Origin of the sequence: Pseudoalteromonas sp. SS15, assembly GCF_049257195.1 — a bacterium.
Taxonomy (GTDB): Bacteria; Pseudomonadota; Gammaproteobacteria; order Enterobacterales; family Alteromonadaceae; genus Pseudoalteromonas.
The window spans coordinates 316,019-339,387 of the sequence record NZ_JBMMUD010000006.1 but is presented as its reverse complement, the minus strand read 5'-3'; the positions used below and the strand labels follow the sequence as shown (position 1 = coordinate 339,387).

The 23,369-nt window shown below is 38.6% G+C and carries 27 protein-coding genes; 6 read left to right on the top strand and 21 right to left on the bottom strand.

The genetic code is table 11. The features are described 5' to 3' along the window. Position 1 precedes the first annotated feature (1 nt). From AAEU28_RS14655 to AAEU28_RS14645, 3 genes are all read right to left on the bottom strand, one after another. Positions 2-406, bottom strand: coding sequence for a GFA family protein (locus AAEU28_RS14655; RefSeq protein ID WP_421964845.1), 405 nt, complete (start codon positions 404-406; stop codon positions 2-4). Between the two features lie 52 nt (positions 407-458). Then, entirely contained in the window at positions 459-1,328 is an 870-nt protein-coding gene (locus AAEU28_RS14650) for an HDOD domain-containing protein (RefSeq protein ID WP_421964810.1), read from the bottom strand. Positions 1,329-1,456: 128 nt separating this feature from the next. Then, the gene (locus tag AAEU28_RS14645) at positions 1,457-3,016 is read right to left on the bottom strand and encodes a DEAD/DEAH box helicase (RefSeq protein WP_421964809.1); all 1,560 of its coding nucleotides are present in this window, start codon (positions 3,014-3,016) and stop codon (positions 1,457-1,459) included. 198 nt (positions 3,017-3,214) lie between these two features. Between AAEU28_RS14645 and AAEU28_RS14640 the strand changes: the two genes are divergently transcribed. Further along, positions 3,215-3,793, top strand: coding sequence for an ECF-type sigma factor (locus AAEU28_RS14640; RefSeq protein ID WP_421964808.1), 579 nt, complete (start codon positions 3,215-3,217; stop codon positions 3,791-3,793). Between the two features lie 683 nt (positions 3,794-4,476). Next, complete coding sequence (locus tag AAEU28_RS14635; protein WP_421964807.1) at positions 4,477-7,380, top strand: protein kinase domain-containing protein; 2,904 nt, start codon at positions 4,477-4,479, stop codon at positions 7,378-7,380. Here the strand turns inward: AAEU28_RS14635 and AAEU28_RS14630 are convergent. After that, complete coding sequence (locus AAEU28_RS14630; RefSeq protein WP_421964806.1) at positions 7,326-8,363, bottom strand: hypothetical protein; 1,038 nt, start codon at positions 8,361-8,363, stop codon at positions 7,326-7,328. The two genes, AAEU28_RS14635 and AAEU28_RS14630, sit on opposite strands and share 55 nt — an antisense overlap. A gap of 350 nt (positions 8,364-8,713) precedes the next feature. On the opposite strand from AAEU28_RS14630, the gene AAEU28_RS14625 reads away from it, so the two are divergent. Continuing rightward, complete coding sequence (locus AAEU28_RS14625) at positions 8,714-9,646, top strand: hypothetical protein (RefSeq protein ID WP_421964805.1); 933 nt, start codon at positions 8,714-8,716, stop codon at positions 9,644-9,646. 54 nt (positions 9,647-9,700) lie between these two features. Here the strand turns inward: AAEU28_RS14625 and arsB are convergent, their stop codons facing one another. Both arsB and AAEU28_RS14615 read right to left on the bottom strand, forming a co-directional pair. Continuing rightward, complete coding sequence (arsB, locus tag AAEU28_RS14620; RefSeq protein ID WP_421964804.1) at positions 9,701-10,714, bottom strand: ACR3 family arsenite efflux transporter; 1,014 nt, start codon at positions 10,712-10,714, stop codon at positions 9,701-9,703. A 138-nt stretch (positions 10,715-10,852) separates the two neighbouring features. Further along, entirely contained in the window at positions 10,853-11,389 is a 537-nt protein-coding gene (locus tag AAEU28_RS14615) for a dihydrofolate reductase family protein (RefSeq protein ID WP_421964803.1), read from the bottom strand. Positions 11,390-11,475: 86 nt separating this feature from the next. On the opposite strand from AAEU28_RS14615, the gene AAEU28_RS14610 reads away from it, so the two are divergent. The 3 genes from AAEU28_RS14610 (at position 11,476) to AAEU28_RS14600 (ending at position 13,269) form a co-directional block, all read left to right on the top strand. Then, positions 11,476-12,027: a TetR/AcrR family transcriptional regulator gene (locus AAEU28_RS14610; RefSeq protein WP_421964802.1), complete on the top strand. Its 552-nt coding sequence runs from the start codon at positions 11,476-11,478 to the stop codon at positions 12,025-12,027. A 37-nt stretch (positions 12,028-12,064) separates the two neighbouring features. After that, positions 12,065-12,529, top strand: coding sequence for a low molecular weight protein-tyrosine-phosphatase (locus AAEU28_RS14605; RefSeq protein WP_421964844.1), 465 nt, complete (start codon positions 12,065-12,067; stop codon positions 12,527-12,529). 101 nt (positions 12,530-12,630) lie between these two features. Beyond that, positions 12,631-13,269, top strand: a complete 639-nt coding sequence (locus tag AAEU28_RS14600) for a 2OG-Fe(II) oxygenase (protein ID WP_421964801.1) — start codon at positions 12,631-12,633, stop codon at positions 13,267-13,269. 203 nt (positions 13,270-13,472) lie between these two features. Here the strand turns inward: AAEU28_RS14600 and AAEU28_RS14595 are convergent, their stop codons facing one another. The 15 genes from AAEU28_RS14595 to AAEU28_RS14525 all read right to left on the bottom strand — a co-directional run bounded on the left by AAEU28_RS14595 (position 13,473) and on the right by AAEU28_RS14525 (position 23,101). Then, positions 13,473-13,850 (bottom strand): hypothetical protein, encoded by a 378-nt coding sequence (locus tag AAEU28_RS14595; protein WP_421964800.1) that lies wholly within the window; start codon positions 13,848-13,850, stop codon positions 13,473-13,475. 75 nt (positions 13,851-13,925) lie between these two features. Continuing rightward, on the bottom strand, positions 13,926-14,564 hold the full coding sequence (locus tag AAEU28_RS14590; protein ID WP_421964799.1) for a DUF2268 domain-containing putative Zn-dependent protease: 639 nt from the start codon (positions 14,562-14,564) through the stop codon (positions 13,926-13,928). Between the two features lie 70 nt (positions 14,565-14,634). Beyond that, complete coding sequence (locus AAEU28_RS14585; RefSeq protein ID WP_421964798.1) at positions 14,635-16,089, bottom strand: M1 family aminopeptidase; 1,455 nt, start codon at positions 16,087-16,089, stop codon at positions 14,635-14,637. A 221-nt stretch (positions 16,090-16,310) separates the two neighbouring features. Then, positions 16,311-16,835 carry a thioredoxin family protein gene (locus AAEU28_RS14580; RefSeq protein ID WP_421964797.1) on the bottom strand — a complete coding sequence of 175 codons (525 nt, stop codon included), beginning with the start codon at positions 16,833-16,835 and terminating at the stop codon, positions 16,311-16,313. A 39-nt stretch (positions 16,836-16,874) separates the two neighbouring features. Beyond that, complete coding sequence (locus AAEU28_RS14575; RefSeq protein WP_421964796.1) at positions 16,875-17,024, bottom strand: hypothetical protein; 150 nt, start codon at positions 17,022-17,024, stop codon at positions 16,875-16,877. A 103-nt stretch (positions 17,025-17,127) separates the two neighbouring features. Next, positions 17,128-17,508: a hypothetical protein gene (locus AAEU28_RS14570; protein ID WP_421964795.1), complete on the bottom strand. Its 381-nt coding sequence runs from the start codon at positions 17,506-17,508 to the stop codon at positions 17,128-17,130. Between the two features lie 142 nt (positions 17,509-17,650). After that, positions 17,651-18,076 carry a hypothetical protein gene (locus tag AAEU28_RS14565; RefSeq protein WP_421964794.1) on the bottom strand — a complete coding sequence of 142 codons (426 nt, stop codon included), beginning with the start codon at positions 18,074-18,076 and terminating at the stop codon, positions 17,651-17,653. 120 nt (positions 18,077-18,196) lie between these two features. Next, positions 18,197-19,018 (bottom strand): alpha/beta fold hydrolase, encoded by an 822-nt coding sequence (locus AAEU28_RS14560; protein ID WP_421964793.1) that lies wholly within the window; start codon positions 19,016-19,018, stop codon positions 18,197-18,199. Between the two features lie 125 nt (positions 19,019-19,143). Further along, the gene (locus AAEU28_RS14555) at positions 19,144-19,569 is read right to left on the bottom strand and encodes a VOC family protein (RefSeq protein ID WP_421964792.1); all 426 of its coding nucleotides are present in this window, start codon (positions 19,567-19,569) and stop codon (positions 19,144-19,146) included. Between the two features lie 126 nt (positions 19,570-19,695). Beyond that, positions 19,696-20,142 (bottom strand): energy transducer TonB, encoded by a 447-nt coding sequence (locus AAEU28_RS14550; protein ID WP_421964791.1) that lies wholly within the window; start codon positions 20,140-20,142, stop codon positions 19,696-19,698. A gap of 405 nt (positions 20,143-20,547) precedes the next feature. Continuing rightward, positions 20,548-20,739 carry a DUF4177 domain-containing protein gene (locus AAEU28_RS14545; protein WP_138483917.1) on the bottom strand — a complete coding sequence of 64 codons (192 nt, stop codon included), beginning with the start codon at positions 20,737-20,739 and terminating at the stop codon, positions 20,548-20,550. Between the two features lie 34 nt (positions 20,740-20,773). After that, positions 20,774-21,223, bottom strand: a complete 450-nt coding sequence (locus AAEU28_RS14540; protein ID WP_138560227.1) for a hypothetical protein — start codon at positions 21,221-21,223, stop codon at positions 20,774-20,776. 97 nt (positions 21,224-21,320) lie between these two features. After that, on the bottom strand, positions 21,321-21,698 hold the full coding sequence (locus tag AAEU28_RS14535) for a hypothetical protein (protein WP_421964790.1): 378 nt from the start codon (positions 21,696-21,698) through the stop codon (positions 21,321-21,323). A 135-nt stretch (positions 21,699-21,833) separates the two neighbouring features. Beyond that, the gene (locus tag AAEU28_RS14530) at positions 21,834-22,349 is read right to left on the bottom strand and encodes a Pycsar system effector family protein (protein ID WP_421964789.1); all 516 of its coding nucleotides are present in this window, start codon (positions 22,347-22,349) and stop codon (positions 21,834-21,836) included. Next, the gene (locus tag AAEU28_RS14525) at positions 22,346-23,101 is read right to left on the bottom strand and encodes an adenylate/guanylate cyclase domain-containing protein (RefSeq protein WP_421964788.1); all 756 of its coding nucleotides are present in this window, start codon (positions 23,099-23,101) and stop codon (positions 22,346-22,348) included. Before AAEU28_RS14525 ends, AAEU28_RS14530 begins: the two co-directional genes overlap by 4 nt. Positions 23,102-23,369 lie beyond the last annotated feature (268 nt).

The following is a 23,369-nucleotide window of genomic DNA, read 5'->3' as shown; positions in this document are numbered from 1 at the left end:
CTTATTGCCGGTTTGGCTCGTAGGCTTCGTATTGGGGTAAATCTTCATTTAGACTATCCCAACACGCTTTTGATGTAACAAAGTTATGGGAAATTGGTCGTTCTGAAATGTCAGAATCAAGAATACCAAGGCGCAGGCGGATGCGAGATTTATCGGCATCATTTGAGCTATAAACTGGCGAACCACAAGCTTTACAAAAGTGACGTTTACGGCCGGTTTTCATCTCGAAGAAATTTAAGTTATCAGCACCTTTAACTATTTTGAATTCATCGATGTTCACAAAGCCATTGGTTGCAAACGCAGTACCGCTCGATTTACGACATAAAGAACAATGACAGTGAATAATAGCACTGATTTGACCAACTTCGACATTGATAGCGCCACACAGGCAACTTCCTTGGTACATCATATTTACTCATTACAATTATTGTGTGGCTAGTGTAATCAGCTAAGAGCCATTAATGAAGTAGCTCAGCAAATAATTTATGGGCATGCTCTAGAGCAGCTTTGCCATCATCAAGTGCCTTAATAGAATTTAGGTGTGCTCTTGCCCATTCTGCCAACGGTGGAATACGTTTAACTTCTTGCACTACAGTCTTTTTTGTCACCCCCTTCATGTGGTAGACCATTTCACTGCATAAGTCAGCAAGTTGAATAATTCTAGCTAAATGAACCGCTTCTTCATTTAACTCATGATGCGCCGATAATTCATAGTGATGATGATGAGCGACTACATCAGATATAGATTTGGGTATATTCCATTGCTTGCAGATCTGTTCAGATAATTGTGCGTGTGGCTCTTCAAATAATCGCTTTTCTGATTCAACATGCTGAGCAGGCGTAGTCCACACATAGTCATCAATATGATTGAACTTGTCCTGACTTTCTTGAAAGCGTAAAAATAACCCTAGGTCATGCAGTAAACCTGCTAGATATGCTTGCTCAGGTTTTACATGGCATTCGTTTAAATGACTCGCTATAAGTCGGGCCAAACACGCAACTTCAAGAGAATGCTGCCATAACCGTTTTTCGGCATCTGTCACCGGCACAAATACTTTAGTAACCGCGATAGAAGCAAGTAGATTATGAATTTGGTCGATACCAATACGGATCACCGCATCATGAATATTTGTTATTGGATTATGAATGCCAAACAATGCACTGTTGCTTAACTTGATAGTACGAAGAGCGAAAGTGGGATCAGACTCTGCAAGCTGAATGACTTTGTTAAAATAGTCAGGATCATTAACAGACAAAGATAAGAGTTGCGTTATCACACTCGGCAACATAGGAATGTTGTCGATTTCTTTTGTTAGCGCATTCGTCATATAACATCCTCAAAACAAAGCCCATACTAAAAGTATAGGCCTTGATTCAAATAACTAACAAAATGCTTTAGTGTGAATTTATACCAATCCTCTTAATTAAGTGATCTATTTTGAGGAATGGTATTAAGCTATCCACGCGTATTTCGGTAACTGCTTCTTTTTGGTTTGTTCGCACTATCATTGCTGCCATTTCTCGAACGACCACCACTGCTTGGGCGATTACTATTACTTGAACGATTCGAGTTATTTGCCTTCCCTTGCTCACTGCGTTGCCCTTGACCGCTCGGCTTGTTATTGCCGTTTTGCGGTTTGCGATTCCCCGAGATAGGCTTATTTCTGCGCGGTTTATTCGCGTTCGATTTATCACCTTCAACGCGATTACCTTGCGACCTAGGCTTTGACTTCGGCTTAGCTGCGTTGCTTGAATTTGGTTTAGCTTTGCTCTGCTGATTGCCAGTTGCAACTTGTTCACCATCCACTTGCTTAGGTTTTTTTGGCTTCTTAGGCTTTTTCTTTTTCAGTGGACGTGTGTCTAGCTTAGATTCTGGTACGGGGTTTTGCGGCTCAAAGCCAGGCTCAATTTTACGCGGAATGAGCTCTTGAATGAGTCGTTCAATCCCAAATAAATCATCGGCATCTTCATGGGTTACGAACGAAACGGCCTCACCAGTTGCGCCTGCACGACCTGTACGGCCAATACGATGCACATAATCTTCATACACATTCGGTAAATCGAAGTTCACAACATTTGGCAGCTCTTGAATATCTAAACCGCGAGCAACAATGTCCGTTGCCACCAGCACACGCACTTCACCCTCTTTAAAACCCGAAAGGGCTTTCATGCGGGCGTTTTGGCTCTTATTACCATGGATCGCTGCAGCCGCAATTTTTGCTTTTTCTAAATCACGAACCAAACGGTTTGCACCGTGCTTAGTGCGAGTAAAGACAAGCACCTGTTGCCAGTTATGAGTTTTCACTAAATGCTTAAGTAAGCCAGTACGTTTACTTCTATCAACTTCATAAACGCTCTGCTCAATGCTTTTCACTGTGCTGTTCGCTGGTGCCACTGAAATCTCAACCGGATCGTTGATAAGGCCTTTTGCCAGTTCACGGATTTCATCCGAGAAAGTCGCAGAGAACATTAAGTTTTGACGATTTTTTGGAAGCAATTTAATCACACGCTTGATGTCGTGAATAAAACCCATGTCTAACATGCGATCGGCTTCGTCTAATACAAATAGCTCTAATCTGTCGAACTTGATGGCATTTTGCTGGAATAAATCAAGTAAACGGCCTGGCGTTGCGACTAGTATGTCTGCACCACGACGCAACTTCATCATTTGCGGGTTGATTTTCACCCCACCATACACAACCTGTGTCGACAGGTTTAAATGCTGAGAATAAGTTTCAACATTCTGCCAAACCTGATCCGCAAGCTCACGCGTTGGTGTTAATACCAATGCACGCACTTGATTCGCTCTGGCTTTATCCCCTTTACTGAGTAGTTCAAGCATTGGCAGCGTGAAGCCCGCCGTTTTACCAGTGCCCGTTTGAGCAGCAGCCATTACATCTCTGCCCTCTAAAACGGCAGGAATAGCTTGTGCTTGAATGGGAGTTGGTTGGGTATAACCTTTGTCGGTTAAAGCTTGAAGAATATTTTGGGATAAAGCGAGATCAGAAAATTGCATATAATTACTCAAATTTGTAAGGCGATGCAGAGTACAGGAATAAAGGTGCGTAAGCAATTTAAGCTTAGTAATAGTTTTAATTTAAAGAAAGTTTACGGAAAATATCAGCGTTTACGTCTCTCGTGCTTAAAACGCTTGTCTGATAACTTAATCGTTAATTTGCAAATATCTGTGCTTTTGAGAATGTAAGGAACAAACATGTCACATGATTTCACCCAGGCCATTATCGAGTGGCAAGCTGGCGCTCCTAATGCCCAAGAGAAATTTCAATTGGTGATTTACGACCACCTGAGACAACTCGCCTCAAAGCAAAAACAAAAAATGGCGAAAAAACATGGCGAGCACAACCTTGAAGACAACATTAATGCAACAACTGCACTGGTGCATGAAGTCTTTATTAAAATTCAACAAGGCAGTACAGAATACCTATCGAACCGACGAGACTTTGCCTTGCTGGTCAGTAAATCTGTACACAATATTTTAGTCGATCATGCTCGTAAAAGTGCCTCCCAAAAACGCGATGCCGATATCACCAATATTGACAGTAAAAACTCGCTCATTGATGAAAGCCATGACCCTGACAACAAACTCCTTGATTTAAGTGCAGCTATCGAAGCCATGGAGGTCTCTTTTCCTCGCCAGGCGCAAACCATGCAGCTCAAGTACTTTGGTGGCCTATTGGTAAAAGAGATTGCAGACCTTTTAAACATCAGTGTTTCTAGTGCAGAAAAAGACATCGCGTTTGCTAAATCTTGGTTGAAAATGAGACTAAGCTAATGCAATTAACCGTGTTATCTACCCAGCTAAATTGCGTAGAAATACGCGTTATTTGGGACTCAAGGATAGGAAAATGCACAGTTTGGATTGGTGAACGATGTCACCATTTTCATACTTTATTTGGCAAATTAAAGCGAAAAGTTCAACTCACATTTGATGATATATGTCTTACTTTTGTCTTTGTGCCTATTAATAACAATCACAATAACAATCGCATTGGCTTATTTCTCATTAAGAAAAATCAGCTCATTTATAAAGCGACAAGTTGGTCACTGCAAACTTATAAACCAGTCAAAATATCAGACTTGCCTTTATCACAGTGGCGCTAATGTTCACCTCTTTTAGATTGAATATGTTTAAGCAAAAATTAAGCGTTTACATTTATTTACTTGAACTTATACTCATTAACCAGAGCTTTGGTTAAGAGATTTACTAACTTACAGATATTGAAATGATAATTGTTTTTTCAAGTCTGCAGCCGGAGACTTTCAGCGATAACCCCGCTCACGCGTCCTGCTATCGCTAAGGTACCTACATCCATGTAGGCAAGGCGAAATTACGCGTCAATAGCTGGCCTATTGCAAGTAAATTCAACGCAGTTAACGTTGAAAGTAGCCGCTGGAGATAGATTTATTATCCAGAGCTGAGGTTAATTATTAAGGGAAAAACAAGCATAACGCGCCATGTCACTTTACCAACATTTTGAAGCTTTATTAGACTTAGACTCTCAGGCACAAAACGATTACCTGACAGCACTGCAAGACGCAGAGCTATTGAGTCAATTACAAGCCTTGCTCACCCACCATAATCAATTAGAAGAAGCCACCGACTGGCATGATTTGGTAGCTGAGCAAGTTGGCAGAGTAACCGGCGATGAACAACTCCACCAGCTTCAAGGCACACACATTGGCCCTTATCAATTAACTGAGATGATAGGCCAAGGTGGTATGGGCGTTGTCTATAAGGCCGAACGAGTCGATGGCGCACTCAAGCAAAGTGTGGCGATAAAGTTCTTAATGCCCTCGGTGATACGTGTTGTTGGCGAGCAAAATGCAAAAAACGAAGCGCAGATCCTAGCGACACTCAACCATCCAAATATCACCAAAGTATTTGATGCTGGCACAACCGACGGTGGCATACATTACTTTGTTATGGAGCTACTTGATGGCCTGCCAATTGACGTTTACTGTGAGCATCACACACTCACTTTTGATGACACAATTAAGCTCGTACTCGATGTCGCAGACGCGATACAAAGTGCGCACCTTTTAAATATCGCGCATACTGACATTAAGCCATCTAATATTTTCGTGACATCGAGCGGTCTGGTAAAAGTGCTCGACTTTGGCATTGCCAAGCTCGTGCATGGTCAGTCTGAAGGAAACCATCAACAAGCATTAAAGCAGTATCTACAGGCAATGAGTTTGCCTTATGCCTCACCAGAGCAACTTGCCAATGACACACTGACGCTTAAAACCGATCAATATTCTTTGGCTGTCCTGCTTTATAAATTATTGTCAAAGCAACTTCCGTTTGAAACCGATGGTAAGACAAAACCTGAAATCATAAAAACCAAACAAACTCTGCCAAGTATTCCACTCTCAAAACAAGTAAGTGGTTTTAAAAACAAACGTTTGATTGGCAGCGACTTAGAATTCATTCTGGGCAAAGCGCTACAAATAGAACCTAAAAATCGGTTCGACAGTGTTAAGACGTTTAAGTCTGAGTTACACCGTTATTTGCGCCATTTACCGCTGCACAACCGCAAGCATAGCGTCGTATATAAGTTGAAAAAATGGCTACAACGCAGCCCTGCTCAGGCTGCTATTTATGCGGTTTTAGCGGTTTCAAGTATGACCTTTTATCAGCAAAACATTCGCATTGAAGCTGAACGTAAAACAGCTGAACAAGTCGCTGAGCAAATGATCAACATTTTTAAAATGACCGATCCGACTCAAGGATTTTCGCCTACGCTCTCAGCCAAAGATATTTTACTGCAAGGAGCTCAAAACATAGAGCAAGACGAAAACATCAACTTTGTCGCAAAGTCTCGGCTTATGACCAGCATTTCAGAGAGCTTAATTGGCCTTGGCTACTATTCAGAATCGATCCCATTTTTAAAAAATTGGTCAAACAATCACGAGTTTAAAGCAACCAACCCGAGCCTATATTTTAAGTCCAATCGTTTATATGCAAAAGCACTTCGTGGGGTCGGCGACACACAAGCTTCTTACGCGCTTACTAAACAGTTATTAGCTAACATCGACGAATACAAACCGTCTCAAACAGAGCAACTCGATGCCTACATCAACCTAGCAAGTTTAGGCATGGTCAAAGTGAGTCAGGCTGGCTATGACGAAGTGCAATCTTTACTTGAGAAAACACCAAGTATTGAAGACCCTGACCGTTACTGGCAAATGAAAGTCTCTGAGTTCACTGCGCTACAAGATGATGCTTATAGCCTCTACTTCCATGGCCATATCAATAAAGAGGAGATGCAAGCGAAGCATCAACAAGTCAAAGAGATGGCTAAAGCGTTAGATAATAATTTACCTAAGACGCATTTTGACTATGCACATTATCAAGCAAGTAAAGCCTGGCTAGAAATTGAATATGGTACTCAGTGCAAGGATTGTGTGCAAAATATCATAAATGCCATGCCTAAACTTGAGAAAAAATACGGCAAAGATCATCGCCACGTCGATTTTGCATATCGACAACTTGCACAAACTTATGAATTAGAAAGAAAGTTTGATAAGCAAATCGAAGTGCTCGAGCATGTCGTCAACCTCAGAGAGCGTCGGTACGGACAAAGTAGTTACGAATTTCTAGAGCAATACCTTTCTATGTCGAGGGCTTATGAAACCATTGGCAAAGTAGAGCTGTCAGAGAATATGCGACTTTATGCCTATAATTTATTTAAAACACTGGATAATAATTTTAACCGAACCGAAATAAATATTGGTTTATACGGTGAACTTCATACTGCGATTGCCATGTTTGAAGCGACTGAACAAATGGATAAGGCCTACCCTTATATTCTCGAAGCTGAAAAGTTACTGCATTCAGATCCAATATTTAAAATAGACAGTAATTTCGATATCCAAAGTATGCTAATGACTAGCCGAAAGAATTACATTCTTGAAGGTGTAAAGTTCAACATAGCGTTCTTACGCTCGCAGCAATCAGAATTTAGCTTTCCAAATGATTTTGAGCTTAACTTTGAGCTAGCCAGAATGTACTTTTTTGACCAACAGTTTGAACTATCGATCGACCACTATGAACAAGCCATGGCCGCCATCGAGCAATACCGAAAGACGATCCCCAGTTTTTTCGCTCAACATATCGGCCTACAATATATGAAATCACTTGCCGCCGCAGGTCGCTTAGAACAAGCGCAAAAAGAGTTCGACACTTGTTACACCTTTAACTATCTCGCCAACCCGTCAGAAGATAACTTTTGGCTAGGTTTACTCGAAAAAATAGCCAAGCAATATAACCTAAAAGTGAATGTGCCTGAGTTAAGCGAATATCAAGAAACACTTTCGGCCGAGAGCTCACAAGAAACCAAAGCGTCTAGTTTATAAAGTAGTTCAAATTCACATTGGTGATTTTTAATGATGACATCAGAGTCTGCACATTGGCTTATATCAAATTTGTTTTGTTTAGACTGCGCACAATGTAAACCAAAGTACATAATATTGAGGTTTTCTAGCACCTCGTAATTGAATACTAAAATCGCCAGATGCTCTTTCACTGGTAGTGAAAAGGTTGGTATGGTCTCTTTTATCTCTCCAAAACACACTTTATTATTTACTACCTGCCCCACTTTCATCGCTTTATTGAATTCAGAGATTAAGTGATGCAAATTAGTTGGCAAACAGTATGATTGTTCGAGTAATTTAAAAAAATAACACAATGAAAGTATTTCACCCTGCTGGCTCTGTAACTCTGTATTCGCATAGTGATTAATGCCTCGCGTTAAAGGCGGTAATGCATCTGAAATACACTTTATAGCAGCCAGTAAACTCGATTCTGTGCAAGGTAAGACAGCTGAAGTATGATGCTTAAAATCTGCCATATTAAATTCATAGAAGGCGTTTTTAGTATTTTTTTCTACTATCGGCTCAGGGTAGCTGTCAATTAACCCACATAAACCAAAGCGAGATTCCAACAATTCAACTACATGGCTATGTAGAATAGGGTTTGCAGCTTTGCAGTCACCTAAACTGGTGACTAACCAGTGGTTCTTTTCTTTTGATAGTTTGACAAGTGGAAATGCACTAATAAGTCGAAGCTCTATACTTTGACCATTATCGCTTTCATGCACCTCAACCCAATTCGTCAGAAACTCTGCCCACTCATCCGCGCCGATTAATGCATGGAGCTTAAAGCTGGCAGTGATATAAGCTTGAGATAACAACGCATCGAAGGCCAATGCTTGCTGTTCCAATTTAAACCAACGAAATTTTTGTGGGCAAGATAATAAACTACTCATTGAGCTTGGCAGTTTGTTTTGTTGCTTTTGATAGTCACTAAGTACTTGCAATTGTTCTGTGAGAGTGCGCATTTTGTTCATAGACTCCATGTTTAGCTAGGCTCAATCTAGCTATTCAACAACCGCTTTTTAATACACGCATTTTCAACTCAGAACCGTAATCGATAAACAAACTAGTACTAAATTACCCCGTCAGAGATTTTGCTAGTACGTTTTTATAGTTTTTCAAGTTTTTTCTTTTCATAACTGGTTATTGAGTTTATTGCAACTATACTCGTCTTGCTTTTGCTTACTTGTAATGGACATTTTTGATAGGGATTTCTAAGGATATCTAGCCACTCATAATGTATCCGCCAGTATTGATACTGACCCTTACACTATCCGTCGACTGGTATCTCCGTTGAATAATCGGAGGAATGACGATGAAAAAATCTGTAATGTGTAAATCACTGATCACTGCCAGCATTCTCGCTGGTCTATCTCTAACTGCTTATGCAGGTTCAAATAAAGGCTCGACACCTAAAGGTAAACCCTTTGTAGAACTTCAAGGCCAAATTGTTGAAGTCGAAGGTAAAGTTGCCACACTTCAAGATCAGGTCAATGCATTGGTTGCACGCGTTGACACTATTGAAGAAAGAGTCGGCGCTAATGAAGACGCCATTGCATCTTTAACGGCGACCAATGCCAGCCTTCAAGCGCAAATTGACGCCAACGCAGACGATATTTCGTCTTTGCAAGCGCAAGTTGATTCGCTCGAGGCCGAAAATGCCGACTTGCAAGCACAAATTGATGATTTGGGTGGTGCTGATGACTACTTACAATCTCAAATTGACGCGAACAATGCGCTTATCACTTCGCTGAATCAATCAATTAATGACATGGGAGTGTCATTACAATCTCAAATTGATAATAATTTAGTACTTATATCTATGCTTGAAAGTGAAATTGATAGCATTAATGCTTCACTTGATATGAAACAAATGATTGTGTCTGGTTCGTGCCCTTCAGGTCAATCTATCAGAGAAATCTATGATGATGGTAGTGTCGCCTGTGAAGTCGACGATGTAGGCGGCGGTAGCGGTATTATCAGTCAGGTAAGAGTCTATTCTTATAGATACGTTCATTGGAACTCTGCCGGCCATGCTTACGCAACTTGTCCTAATGGCTATGCGTTAACTGGTGGTGGCATACAACATAATTCAGGTTACCGAGGCTTTGAATTGTCAAGACCATACCAGGTCTCTGGTACCGCCTACGACGCTAATTGGGCCGCTCGAACTTGGCAAACTTACATATCGTACCCTTATTACAGTACTTACCTTTATGCTTTCGCAGTATGTATAAAATACAACTAAATGTATTTATTAAGTAATTTACTATGAAGATGGGCTCAGCCCATCTTCTCTTTGTTAAAACCAATGGCGCGTTTTATTTGCAAACCACACAAGGCTCAGCATCACAGGTACTTCGACCAATACACCCACCACAGTTGCAAGCGCTGCGCCCGAATGCAGCCCAAACATTGAAATAGCCACAGCGACCGCCAGTTCAAAAAAGTTAGAGGTGCTGATCATACATGCCGGTGCGGCAATGTTATGAGGCAGCTTCAACTTTTTAGCAAGCCAATAGGCCAAAGCAAAAATACCGTATGTTTGAATAAGAAGCGGAATAGCAATTAAGCCAATGACTTGCGGCTGTTCAATAATCGTTTGTGCTTGAAAGCCAAATAGCAGTACCACAGTGCCTAACAAACCAATAACAGAGAATGGCTTGATACCAGTCAAAAAGCGGTTTAACTGCGCCTCACCCTGCTGTTTCAGTAACAAACGTCTAAAAGTAAAACCTGCCGCCAGGGGGATCACAACATAGAGTACGACTGAGATAATCAATGTTTCCCAAGGGACTGTAATGTCACTCACCCCAAGTAACAGTGCGGTGATAGGCGCAAACGCAAATGCCATGATGATGTCGTTCATCGACACCTGCACAAGGGTGTAGTTTGCATCCCCTTTGGTTAGTTGACTCCACACAAATACCATCGCAGTACAGGGCGCAACACCCAATAAAATCATTCCTGCGATGTACTCGTTTGCACTTTGTGGGTCAACCATAGATGCAAAAAAGACTTTAAAAAACAACCAGCCTAACAAAGCCATTGTGAAGGGTTTAATCAACCAATTAATCACCAAAGTGAGGATGATCCCTTTCGGCTTTTTGCCGACATCTTTAATGGCTGCAAAGTCAACTTGCACCATCATAGGAAAAATCATCACCCAAATGAGCAAAGCAACGACTAAATTGACATGAAAGAACTCTAAACCTGCTACGACTGCAAAGGCGTCAGGCATAAAGTTACCTGCAATCACGCCAACTAAGATACTTAGCCCAACCCAAACCGATAAATATCGCTCAAATAGCCCCATACTTTACTCACTTTCAACTGGCTCATTCTTGTGTCAAACAGTGCCAAACAAGAATATATGAATTTTCATATATTCTAAGTCAATCAAGTTCAAATAGGTATATGGAAATTCATATATCTAAGCTTCTAACTTTAAAAGCTAATAGTCCGCACGGATGAAGTGATTTTGCACTAGGCAATCCAAATATCGTGTGGCTTTCACATGTTTAAACTTGAGTGGTGCTTTGAGCTCTGCAAAAAGTGGAATACCACCTCCGAGTAAAACTGGAATGGTCGTTATGATTAACTCATCAATCAAATCTTGTTGCAGAAAACTTTGAATGGTTTTACCGCCATCAATATACAGGTTTTTAAACCCTTGCTTATTCAAGCTATCGATGATTTCTTTTAATCCGCCCTTAACTAAAAATACCTTGTCTTTCAACTTTTCTGGTACTTGCTGTAGCGTATTGCTTAAGACAAACACGGGCTTCGAATATGGCCAATCACAGTCAAAACTCAATACCACTTCCAAGGTATTTCGGCCCATCACTAACGCGTCTATGCCCTGTATAAATTCAGAAAAACCACAATCATCGCCAGTTGGGTTTGGCACTTGATGCAACCAATCTACTTGGTTGTTTTTGTCTGCAATAAAGCCATCGAGACTGGTTGCTATATAGACCGTGTTTGTCATTGCACACCTCTTTTAACTTGTATAAAACTTAAAACCTTATTAAAATTCTACACTGTAGAATTGATTGTATAATTAGAGATATTTTGATGAGTGTCAAGCAAACAAAAAGAGGCCGCCCTGCACAAAAACAGTTAAGCCAAGACATCATCATCGACCAAGCAAAGCAACTCATGCTTGAAAAAGACAAGCCACCAAGCATTAGAGCTTTGGCAGCTGCATTAAATGTCGATGCCATGGCCATTTACCATTACTTTAAAAACAAAGATGCATTGCTCGAAGCTGTAACTGTGTCATTGATAAACGAAATTCATGACCCACAATCACTGCATTGGCAACAAGAAGTTTACGAATTAAGCAAAAGCTATTTAGCGATACTTGATAAGTATCGCGGGCTTTTACAAACCTTACTCAGCAGTAAAATGATTGGCCCAGCCGATGTGTTCGCAGCACGTTTCGAGCGTATAACTGAGTCACTAGATTTAAATACAGACACACAACAAACCGTGCTGCATTTGCTCGTTGATTATTTACATGGTTTTGCCCTTGCTATGGAGTGCAACCCCAACCGAGATGAACTAAACCTTGAGATGATAGAGCAACCTGTTACTTTTATTTGTAAAACAATGGTTTTAGAATAAATAACTTGATTAGGGAGAAGCTTCAATGAACACAGATATTTCAAAAATTCTAGTTGTTTGTATGGGTAACATTTGCCGTTCACCAACCGGTGAAGCTGTACTAAAGCACAAAGCTAAAGCATTGGGCTTAGATCTAACCATAGATTCTGCAGGCACTATTGGTTATCACAGTGGCGAGAAACCCGATAGCCGTTCAATGAAAGCGGGTGAAAAAAGAGGATACAGCTTTAAGGGCCAATATTCTCGCAAGGTTAAGCAAAGTGATTTTACAGAGTTTGATTTGATCTTAGCCACAGACAAACAAAACCTAGCTGATCTACAAGCTATTTGCCCAACTGAGTATCAGCACAAACTTAAGCTATTTTTAAGTTACGCAGATAGCCAATACGATGAAGTACCAGATCCCTATTATGGCGCAGGTGATGGCTTTGAACTGGTATTAGATTTGATTGAAGAAGCTTCAGACAAACTATTAGCCAAGATTAAAGAAACACAAAAATAGCGTTAAAACTTAAGCCAGCGCAATAAAATCAAATTTCATGCTCGTCTAAGGTATATTTCTGTGGTACAACGCAGCCAAACTGTTTTTAGATGAGCAAATTTGTGACCAATAATACTGAACTCTTTGCCAACATTGCCCAAGACTTGCAATTTACAGGCTACAGCATTCAAACCTTAGACCAAGAATTACCTGCGCTTCAGGCGCTAAAATCGCGTCTTGCTGAGTTTGACTTCGACACGTTTGATGAAGCAGGTATAGGTCGCAAAGATGATCATCAAAAGAATGAAACCATTCGCAGTGACAAAATTCATTGGTTAGATAACAGCAACGCACTTGAAGGTTGCTTTCTAGATTATATGGATGAGTTAAAAGCTTACATGAATAAGCGTTTATTCATGGGACTATTTAGTTACGAATGTCATTTTGCGCACTATCAGCCAGGTGCTTTTTACAAAAAACACCTAGATGCTTTCAAGGGTCAAACCAACCGTTTACTTTCTACTGTGTTGTATTTAAACCCTGACTGGCAAGCCGAAAATGGCGGAGAGTTAGTCATTTATGACGGTGAAGATCACGACAAAGAACTTACCCGTGTTTCGCCAAATTTTGGCACACTTGTGACGTTTCTCAGTGACGAGTTTCCTCATGAAGTTCTGCCAGCAAAGGCTGAACGCTTTTCAATTGCAGGCTGGTTTAGGGTGAATAACAGTGTAAATGGTCAAATAGACCCGCCACGTTAAATATTAATCTCATTTGTAAGAGTGCTTTATTAGCTAATGCGCTCTTACAATGCTTTCTATCACACTACTCTCCACTAAAGCGTTTTATTTGTAAAAACTGCCAAGATAACTCCTAGTTAATCTATACAACATTACCTCTCCCCACCCAGATTAAGTAACGTTTACTTTAAAGTCAGAGAATAAAGGACCTTGCATTTAACCACTCATCCTTCTTCTTTTAACTTTAGAAAAGCAACCAATTTAGATTTAAAGACAAACCAACATAAAGCCGAGACTGCAATGACAGTCAGGATAAACTGAAAAGTGACATGAACCAGCTCTGTTGAATTCGTTAAGTAAACTGAGGGCAAAATAAACAAAAAGTTCACTAATAAGAGATTTAAAAGCTGATAGTTTTTTTGCCATAAAAACGGACAAATAATACCAATGAATAGTCCAATTGAAGCGCCAAGCGTTAAAGCCAATACCGAGCTATTAAAAACCATTATTAATCCCAATAGCGCTAGCGAACTTCCAGCCATAATCCAACCAGCCTTTTCTATAAAGACTTTATTGAAATTTGCTAAATGTGCTTCTTGCATTTTTATCCTTAAATTAATCTCTATTTGTGTACACAAAAGTAAGTGTAAATAACATTTTAGAAGTGACTTTTATACTTAAATGCTGACCAGTTCTTCAGCTTTTATGTGTGCATGAGTCACAGCACAACCACCGTGCTTTTTAATATATTCTGCTACTAAATTGAAACCTACCCAATAACCTGCTCGATTAGGAAATTTCGATTGGTCTTTCCCTGCAAAATAAATCGTATAATCAAATTGACTATCTGATAAATGCGGTTGCATTTGTTGATATAAATCTCGCCAAGCGTACTGTTTTATATCATTAAAAAACGTCAACGAAGCCTGATTACTGAACTCACTCTCAAAATGACAAGCCAGCCCTTCTGTTACTAGGTGTTGAAGCAAAGTGTCATCTTTGCCGGTCACTGACGACCTTATGACGTGATGTAATTCATGTGCCATCACCATAGTTAATTCATTGTTGATAATATCGACTAAATCTTCGCGCTCGGTATCTAATAGAATATCAACTATATATGGCGTGCTGACACACCCAAGAATACCGCTGTTAGTTTTGTAATCTTGACTACAAGGGCTGATAACAATATCTATGTCGGGTAGTGCCATGTACCTTGAAATTTCGACCAATGAGCTCTGCGCTTTAGACTCTAATCGTTTGTAAATATGATCAAACTTTCCTGAAGCATTTAAAATCGTAATATTTGTTGGCATCGGATTTTTATTATTTACAGTGGGTTAGGGCCTAACAACTAAGACCTATCAATCAACTAAAAGCTTCGCACTATTTTATTGCAGCTTTAGTCAGTAACTCATTTAACGTAGTTGATTGATAGAACTTATAAAGCTCAGCATATGATTTAAACTCCATTAATCGTTTGGAGTACGTTGATGTGTAAGCCCATTCGTCAAAAAAGCGCTCCAAGTTCACATCAGCATATTTTTTAATATACTGAACAAACTGCTCGGCTGTCGCACCACTAGCATAATAATCTTTGTAAAAACCACCAATTAACGCATTAAACTTATTTTCACCTACCAGATCATACAACAAGCGAAAAAATACCATCCCCACCGTGTATGAATTTAAGCCATTTTCTCCGTAATCAATAAACGCTGTTTTAGAATATAGTGGATTATCTTTAAACAACTTTTTAAGGCGCGCTAAGTTCTTCTCTGTCTGAACATGCAAATGTCCTGACTTTCCAAATTTATCTAACGTTAGCTCTTCTAAGAATGTAGCCAATCCTTCATTCCACCTTGGTGAATGCGTATCAAGGCTTTTAACATTCCATTGGTGGCTAATTTCATGATAAACCCTATCGAGTTCTTTAAACCCTTGTGCATCTTGAATAACCGCAGTCACATCTGCTTGTGCACCATAATTCTTAGGTACTTCGATAAAAGTATAACCTAAGTCTTTTTGTAAAGGCCCAAACCACTTTGAATATAAGTCAAACGTTAATACTATTTGTTCAAGCAACTTCTGAGAAGATTCTTTTGATTCCCAGCTGAAAACAGCATAGTTACCTTTCGAATAAAGCTGGTAATTGGCAATTGCAAAATCCATACGCCATGCTGGCAATTTATTTACATATCGGTAGACACTCTTATGATTGTTTATATGATGAGATAGTAATTTCCCACCATTTGCCACTACCAACTCCTCTGGCACACTTATGGTTACATCATAATCGTAAGTATTTAACCAAAACTTTGCCTTTTTATTCACTTTATCATTTGGATAGGTAACAAGAGGGTATGCCAGCGCATCCATTCTAATAATAGAAAAATCTTTAGATATATTATCCTTAACATAATTCATTCCTGTCTCGGAATAACCCCTCAATGAGCCATCAAATTTGATTTCAAACTTAAAAAACTGATTTGGCTTTATGGGAGTATCTAGTTCTATTTCAATATAATTTGTCTGTAGTACAGGCCAATCTTCATTACTCAATACTTGTTGTGTGAATGCAAGCTCATTGCCTTTCATATCAAGGAGTTTTGAGACTTTTAATAATCGATATAAACGAAGCGGAATGTGGTTAGCATCTTTGCTAGATGTATTTATAACAGTAATAATCCCAGAAGCAGCTAAAGTTCGCTTTTCAATATTAATATCATAATTTAACTCATAGTGATCGGCAGCCAGTTGCAGGCTACGATGAGAAAATGAAACATTAGCTTGAGCCAGGCTCGTATAAATTGAAGTTAAGATAATAATGACTTTTAACAAAATTTATCCTTAATTGTGTCTAAATATATCCCTCAAACCATACGTAAAAAATGAGCATATTAAATACACGAACAACGAGCCTTGAATTTAAAAACCTATTAATTGCCGCTCACATTACATATGTGTTTTTTCTCATGTTATTCTGCAACTTGCAAGTTATAAACAAAAAGATTAACGCCTGATTATTATTATGTAAGAAGCATAACTTATAGCAATGCTTATCAGTTTTTTGCTTGTGCTATCAATTGCGATAACTGTGTTTTTGTTAACGAACCACTTTTTCTTGTGACTTCCTCACCGTTTTGGAAAACAATCACTGTGGGTAAGCCCCTTACTGCAAATTGTTTACTTAATGTCGAATTTAAAGAAACATCAACTTTACCCACAGTGACACTGTCAGCATTCTCTTTCGCAAAATCATTGATTGTATTGTTCATTAACAAACACGGGCCACACCACTGTGCCCAAAAATCCAACAAGACAATTTCATTCGAATCTAAGGCTTTTCTTAACTCTTCTTCACTAGACAAATTCAAAGGCCCATTAAGACTTTGGGCTTTCTTATTCACCTTTTTGGACATTGCTGATAATGGCCACTTGGCTATGGCAAGTAGGTTCGTCACCATCAAAGCTAAAAACAGAAATATCCACCCTAAGATTTTTATAGGAAAGAAATATATTGGCGCGTTTTCTATAAACGACTCGATGTTATTTAGCTTGCCTGTAATATGATTTCCAAGACTCAATGTTTTCTCCTTTTATGACTGACCGCTTATGTTAACTCTTTATTCGCTCGCTGCGGCTATCTTCGCGTTCGTATTCAACGCAGTCGTTTTACCTAGTTCAAAACCCCATGCAAAGAATAAACAGACTACAGCAGAGAAGAGTACAGCATATGCGATGAGCTTTGAGTCAGATAGGCTTTCGTTTTTCATATATTTACCTCATACGTACATTTGAAATGGGTAGAACCATTAAGCTAATACCGTATTCACAGAATTTACTTAACCAATCAGACTTAAATTCTCCAATTTCGTGTTATGTGTTCAGTTCTGAGCAGTGCTCTTTAGATACATAAATGCGACTAAACGTCTTACCTGGTTCACCCTGATATTTAATGTGCATACTTATGTGATAACCCTCTTCAAATTGAGCATCATAATTTGAGCTTTGGCAGATATAGTTTAATGCCACCTCATCATAGTGAGATTTAAACTCATCAATATTTTTTACATTTGAAGTAATACCAGAAACTGTTAACGCTAACGTGAAGCTTTTATCTGTCACATCAACGCTGTCTAAGGCGAGTTGCTCATCTTTAAAAGGTGTTATTTTCTTAATTTCACTTGCGACTGTTTTAGCATAACTAACTTTCGAGTAACCATAATAACCCACTGCAGCAACACCTAGAATTACCACTAATGCGATTTTTTGCTTTGTGAAACTGTTTTAGACATATAACCAAATTTCCCTATGTGTATTAAACCTTTGTAACTTAATAAAGATCGCTTTCTAAGTTTTAGCACGGTACTAACAGAACCAACTGTGCAGAATTGATGCTTTAATCTGCTTTTAGATAAGGCGGTTGCACCGCGTATTGACGATACTGTATTACGAACTCTGCTGCTTGGGCAAGAGTTTCTGGATAAGGAACGCTTTCGTAGCTATTTTTTGTTGTTCGAATTTTTTGAAATACAAACCCATGTTCAATTAAAAATTTAATCTTTTTCCACTGTGCTAAATCAGATTTTTTTGGGGGTTTAAAATGGCGACCTAAGTTAACCGCAATTCCCTTACAAATAGGGCACTCTATAGCCTTAGGATAATCATATGGTGCAACATCAAATTGACGCATGTTAGAAGTTCTACACTCACAACATGCAAATGACATTGAATATCTAGGGCCCTGATATTTTACTTGAGGTTGAGGTAAATCTCTTAGTCCAGCTTTTCTTCTAAACTCCATTCTCGACTGTTTATTCATCATTATTTTCGACCTACGACTCTTCCCCTAAATAGTCAAAAATACAAAGCTAACTAAAAAATTAAATCTTACAGGCTTGCTGCCTGACACTCTTTTTTGATTGAGTTACCCGTCAAACTAAACTTACAACTTGCTTAAGATACTAACTAATTTACTAACTATAACTTCTGGTGAGTGAGTTGGAACATCATGAGTGCTACCTTTAGCGACAACTAGTTTGCTACCACACTTTTCAGACAACTTCTTGTGTGCAGCTTGCCATTCATAGATCTCTTTTAAGGATGACCATTCAGGTTTTTCAGCTGAAATAATGAAACAATTTTTCCTATACTTGTCTCGAAGATTTTTTACTGAGGCATATGTTTCTGCTAATCCCTCTGTCTCGCGTGTTAGGGCTTTGCCTAAGTTGTTATTAGGTAGCTGAGACAAATCAATATTTTTCAACTCTTCTTCTATTCCACCCATTGAGTCAATAAACTCAACAGTAATCGGATCGATGAAAACTAATGAATTCAGTGAGTTTGAATATTTGGCACCATACATTTCCATTAAGTAATACGCATAGGAGTGACCCACATAAACGAATGAATTTGCATAACCTAACTGCTCAAGCCCTTTTTTCAAACCTTCAACTTCACCATAAATGTCATAAGGAGATTTAGGTAACTCACTTAAACCATAACCAGCTCTGTCGTAGGTAATAATAGCGTTATCTATTTTATTGGATAGTGTTTCAACTATGTTATTCCAGTGAGAAGAGTCTACGCCGGATCCCGACTCAAAAACGATTGCCGGTTTAGTTCCTGCTATAAAATTAAAACTAAGGTTATATTCTCCTACATCAATTAAAACTTGTTGAAGTTTTCTTTTTTCATCCAAACTATATGCTGAACTAGGCAAAAAAGAAGATATAGCTGTGAAGATTAAGAATACAAATCGTAACATGTATGTTGGAGTTCCTTTTTAATAGAACGCTTTGATAATTGCAGATTTTACTGAGTGATTTTGCATTCACAGCAGAATAGAAATAACACAGTAAAATTTGCCCAATGACTCAATTCGCCATGCTGTTACACAACAGACTTATCGTAACACACTAACTCTACAACGTTACTCTCTGGATCTTTGACATAAATCGACCTCCACTGACACCAAGTATGTTCAGCGGTGATAACCTCACACCCAGCATTCTCTAAGCGTGTTTTTTCAGCTAAATAATCTTCTGATGAGATTTCTAGTGCAAAATGATGCAGGCTAGAACATGCCGATTCAACTGTTGCGATATTGTCATTCACAAATGCTCTAGGTAACTCTTCAGCAAATAAACCGATTACTTGTGTATGACCACCATGCCCATCTGCAATTTTAAAAAATGCCACCTTAGGAAACTCTTTAATCAGCTCAAGACCAATAATGTTAGAGTAGAACTCTTTCATTTTATCCAGATCACGAACTCTTAATACCGTTTCACCTAACCCTTTAATTGCTGGATTCATCACTTTCTCCTTAAAACTATCGCCCCGAGTGAGGCTGTTACATTAAATTAGGGGCAGGTCTTGAACCGTGCAAAGCTTGCACAAAGCAAGACCTAAAATATTGATATTATTAAAAAATCATTATCTTTAAATTTCACGAGCTGGGCAATTTTTAAGATATTCAATATCAGTTGGGTTTCTACTTGTCGTAAAATCCAAACGAACAGAAGTTAAGACAGGAATACTATCCTTATTTTTTTCAGTCGGCTTCCACTTCCATTTAGTCAATGCTGCTGCGGCATTCTTATCAAAAACACCTTTAGGGAAGGAAGAGCGCACTTTGTAACCCTTAAGTTTTCCGTTTTGATCTATGCCTACAATCAAGTCAACGCAACCAGATATATTTTTCTTGGCTGCAGAAACCGGATATCTTGGTTCAACTCTTTTAACGACAGTCCAATACTCTTCAACAAGTTTGACGTGTTTTTTCGCAGACAAGTCTAGGTAATTCGATTGAGCTTGTTCAGTCTCAGGTATTGATGTACACGCTGCCAAAGTAAATGTTAGAGGTATTAACAAGTAAGATTTATGCACTGCTCTCTCCTTGGTTTTATTATTCTATTTTAAGGGCTATCAGAACTAACTCAAAATAAGCGCTAATAATCGACTGAATTTAGCATATTCAAAAGGTTGTTAGTTTTACAATTTACCTTGAACGTTTTAGTGAAAAATATTTATTTGACCATTCTTAATAAGAGAAATAAGAAACCAATAACCGCCAATACGAAAACTATAACCATTATTGTTAATGTCTTAGATTTTCGCATTGAGCTCAACAACGCCAACTCAGTGTGTGGGGTAAACAAATCGACAATACCATTAGATTTATGATTCTTAGGATGTTTATTCTTCATATAAACATTAACCTCCTACTCGACTTATCGTTTAGCTAACACTTGCCCCCTGTTGTTTAGGCACGAGTTAAATGAATGCACTCCCTTATTTAGGGCGTTTTAGAATAGCAATTGCAGCAATATTGTTAGCCAAACTACCCATATTGAACTCTAGTTCAACAAGCTCCCAGCCATTATTGCCCAAACTATTTAAGTCATCTTGTAAGGCTTGTGCGTCAAGTTTTGACGAAAATAGGCCTTGGTATCCGAACTGAACCGTTTTATATTCCCACTTCATTGATTAAACTCCGTTTTATAGATTTTTTATTGCGCTATTTTAAAATTATTCTAGAACTACGGACTTCTTTTTCGGTAGCTTTAGGTTGCATAGAAGGATTTAATGGGTACTCAAAACCATCAAAATTTAAAACGACTTGACCAACACCGCCAGTAGACACCACTAAATTGCTCCACCCTTTATTTTTAATCGGCGAGACTAATACCGGCTTTTTAGTGATCATAACTTTAGATTGAAATTTAAAGCCTTCTTTAGTACCAACAAAAACAAATGATGTGCAACCACCTGAGCCACACCAGTTTCTGTCGTTAAGGTAAACATAAGCATCTTTTATACCGTCATTGTTTAAATCAACAAAAGCAAATTCATAATTAACTTCATCCATATTAAAGTGTGAATTCAATGCTTTTTTTAATTCAATCTCACTTTCTGCATAAGTCACGGTAGTAAATAATAATGTCAATATAGTTATAATTTTTCTCATAGTATTCCTTTATGCCCAACTGATGAAAAAAAGAGGCTAAAATTAGCGGCGAAAGAGCATTGGCCTGCTGTTTTGCGTCCTTTGGTTTAGGCACTTGTTATGCATTTTCTGACCAAAGTGCATCCGAACGGAACGCATACATATAAATCGGATATGCAACAAATAGTAAAAAAGCAAAAACCCCTAGTGAAAACAATAATTGTATTAAACTAAATTGGTTAAACGTATAAAGGACTAACCAAAACACACTTATACCACCAAAAATCAATACATTTAAAACAAATATTAATATAGCTATTGTTTTAGTTCCGATAGCCACGCCGTATGCGTAACCATATATCGGTATTAGTATTGATGCTGAGACTATAACAGACAAAAAATCTGAATATTTTAAGCTTTCTTTGAAAGGTAAACCAACCAACTCAAGAAATGTAATGAGGGCTACAAAAGAAAATAGAAACTTCCACTTTTTCAAAATATTACTCTTAATGCATAACGTTCGAATAACGGGCGTTTACTGACCCAAAATGATTCAAACGCCTGAATCACAACGTTTCTATGAAAAAATGCGCCACGAGTAAACGTCCCTCGTTCATTCGCTTGTTAGAAGCTATGTTCGCACCTTAGATGCTATGAGCGCCCCTAATGGTGACAAAATTGCTGTGAGTGTAAACCAAACCGCCAAGTCAAACTGCTTGAATTTGACAAATGCAACCTTCGAATTAACAACTATCTGATTTGCATACATCGACTCCAAATCGAAGTTGGTAGACTTTACTTCTTTCCCACCATATAACTTACTCATGTACTTTGACGCTGAATATTTACAGGCATGGCCAAAGTACAATAGGTTGTCACTTTCATCCCGTTCTCCAATATGTATCCACGGTACTCTTAGCCTAGGTACAAAGGATAATAATGATATTGCAAGGGAAATGACCAGACATATGACCATAAATAATAGGTAGTAGGATAAATAGCCTTTCATCAACTCCGTTCCAGAAACCAGCCTCAATAAGCCAAAAATACTAGCAGAACAAAATGCTATATTTGCCGCATTCTTTGCCTCTGCGTACTTTATCCAGTCATTAACTTTGGAGAGAGTATCTTTTAAAATATCTATCAAAACAGTCCACCAAAACCAGTTGCACTTGCCTTGCAGTTTTCGTCATACCACTTTTCCATTTCTGTATTAACAAAATTTCCATGGTAACAGTCATGACTGTAGTTTTTTTCAAGCAGTTTCTTATTGTGTTCATTGAGGTTTGAATAGATCACATTTGATGCAAAGATAACTTTATTTTCCCAACCTTTATTTGCCTTACCACACAAGTTTGATGCGCCGTTCACTACATCTCCCATCCAGACTATTTCATTTAGACCGCTCCCCTTATAACCTGATTTGATCATTAGGGCTCGACCATAATCCATACCGATTCCGACCTCAATTTCAGTTATGTTACGTTTCTTGAACTTGTGGTTTAGCACTTTTATCAAGGAGTTGATCTTCGCCGAATCACTAAACATGCTGTCAATCTGCCACTTCTTAGGCGTATTGTAGATACCACTAACACAGTCACCTTCAATACGAATTTCGGAGCAGTTTATATTCCCATTCATTATTGCAACTACTTCCGATATGTAGCTCCTATAAATTTTGGCTAAAGTTGGACGTTTGTGCTTGTTCGGTAATTCTGATGAGTCTCTAATATCAACGAAGAGAGCCGAGCAGTTTACATAATAACCATTCTTATATGTCAACTTATCTCTGGACGGTATCTCATCAACCTCCGGGAAGGATGTATCAGACGCATCCAAAATCTCATCTAATCGTTCAAAGCTTTCCTCATGCTTATATTCTTTGTATTTGGTTTCCAACTACAGAACTCCTTTAGCTTCTAACGCCGCCGTAAGAGGCGGAAAATGCTTGGCTAAAATTAGCGACGAAGGAGCACAAGCCAAGCATTTTGCGTCCTTTCTTGACGGCTTTGTTATGTTGTTTTACATATGCTTGGAAAACTCTTTGAACCCTTTCCACGACAGGTAAAATTGAAAGAAAGAGTTTTGCATTAAAAATATTCCGAAAGACACTATCAAAACAGAATACCTATAGCTTGTATTTCCAATTTTAAATGTCAGTGAATCT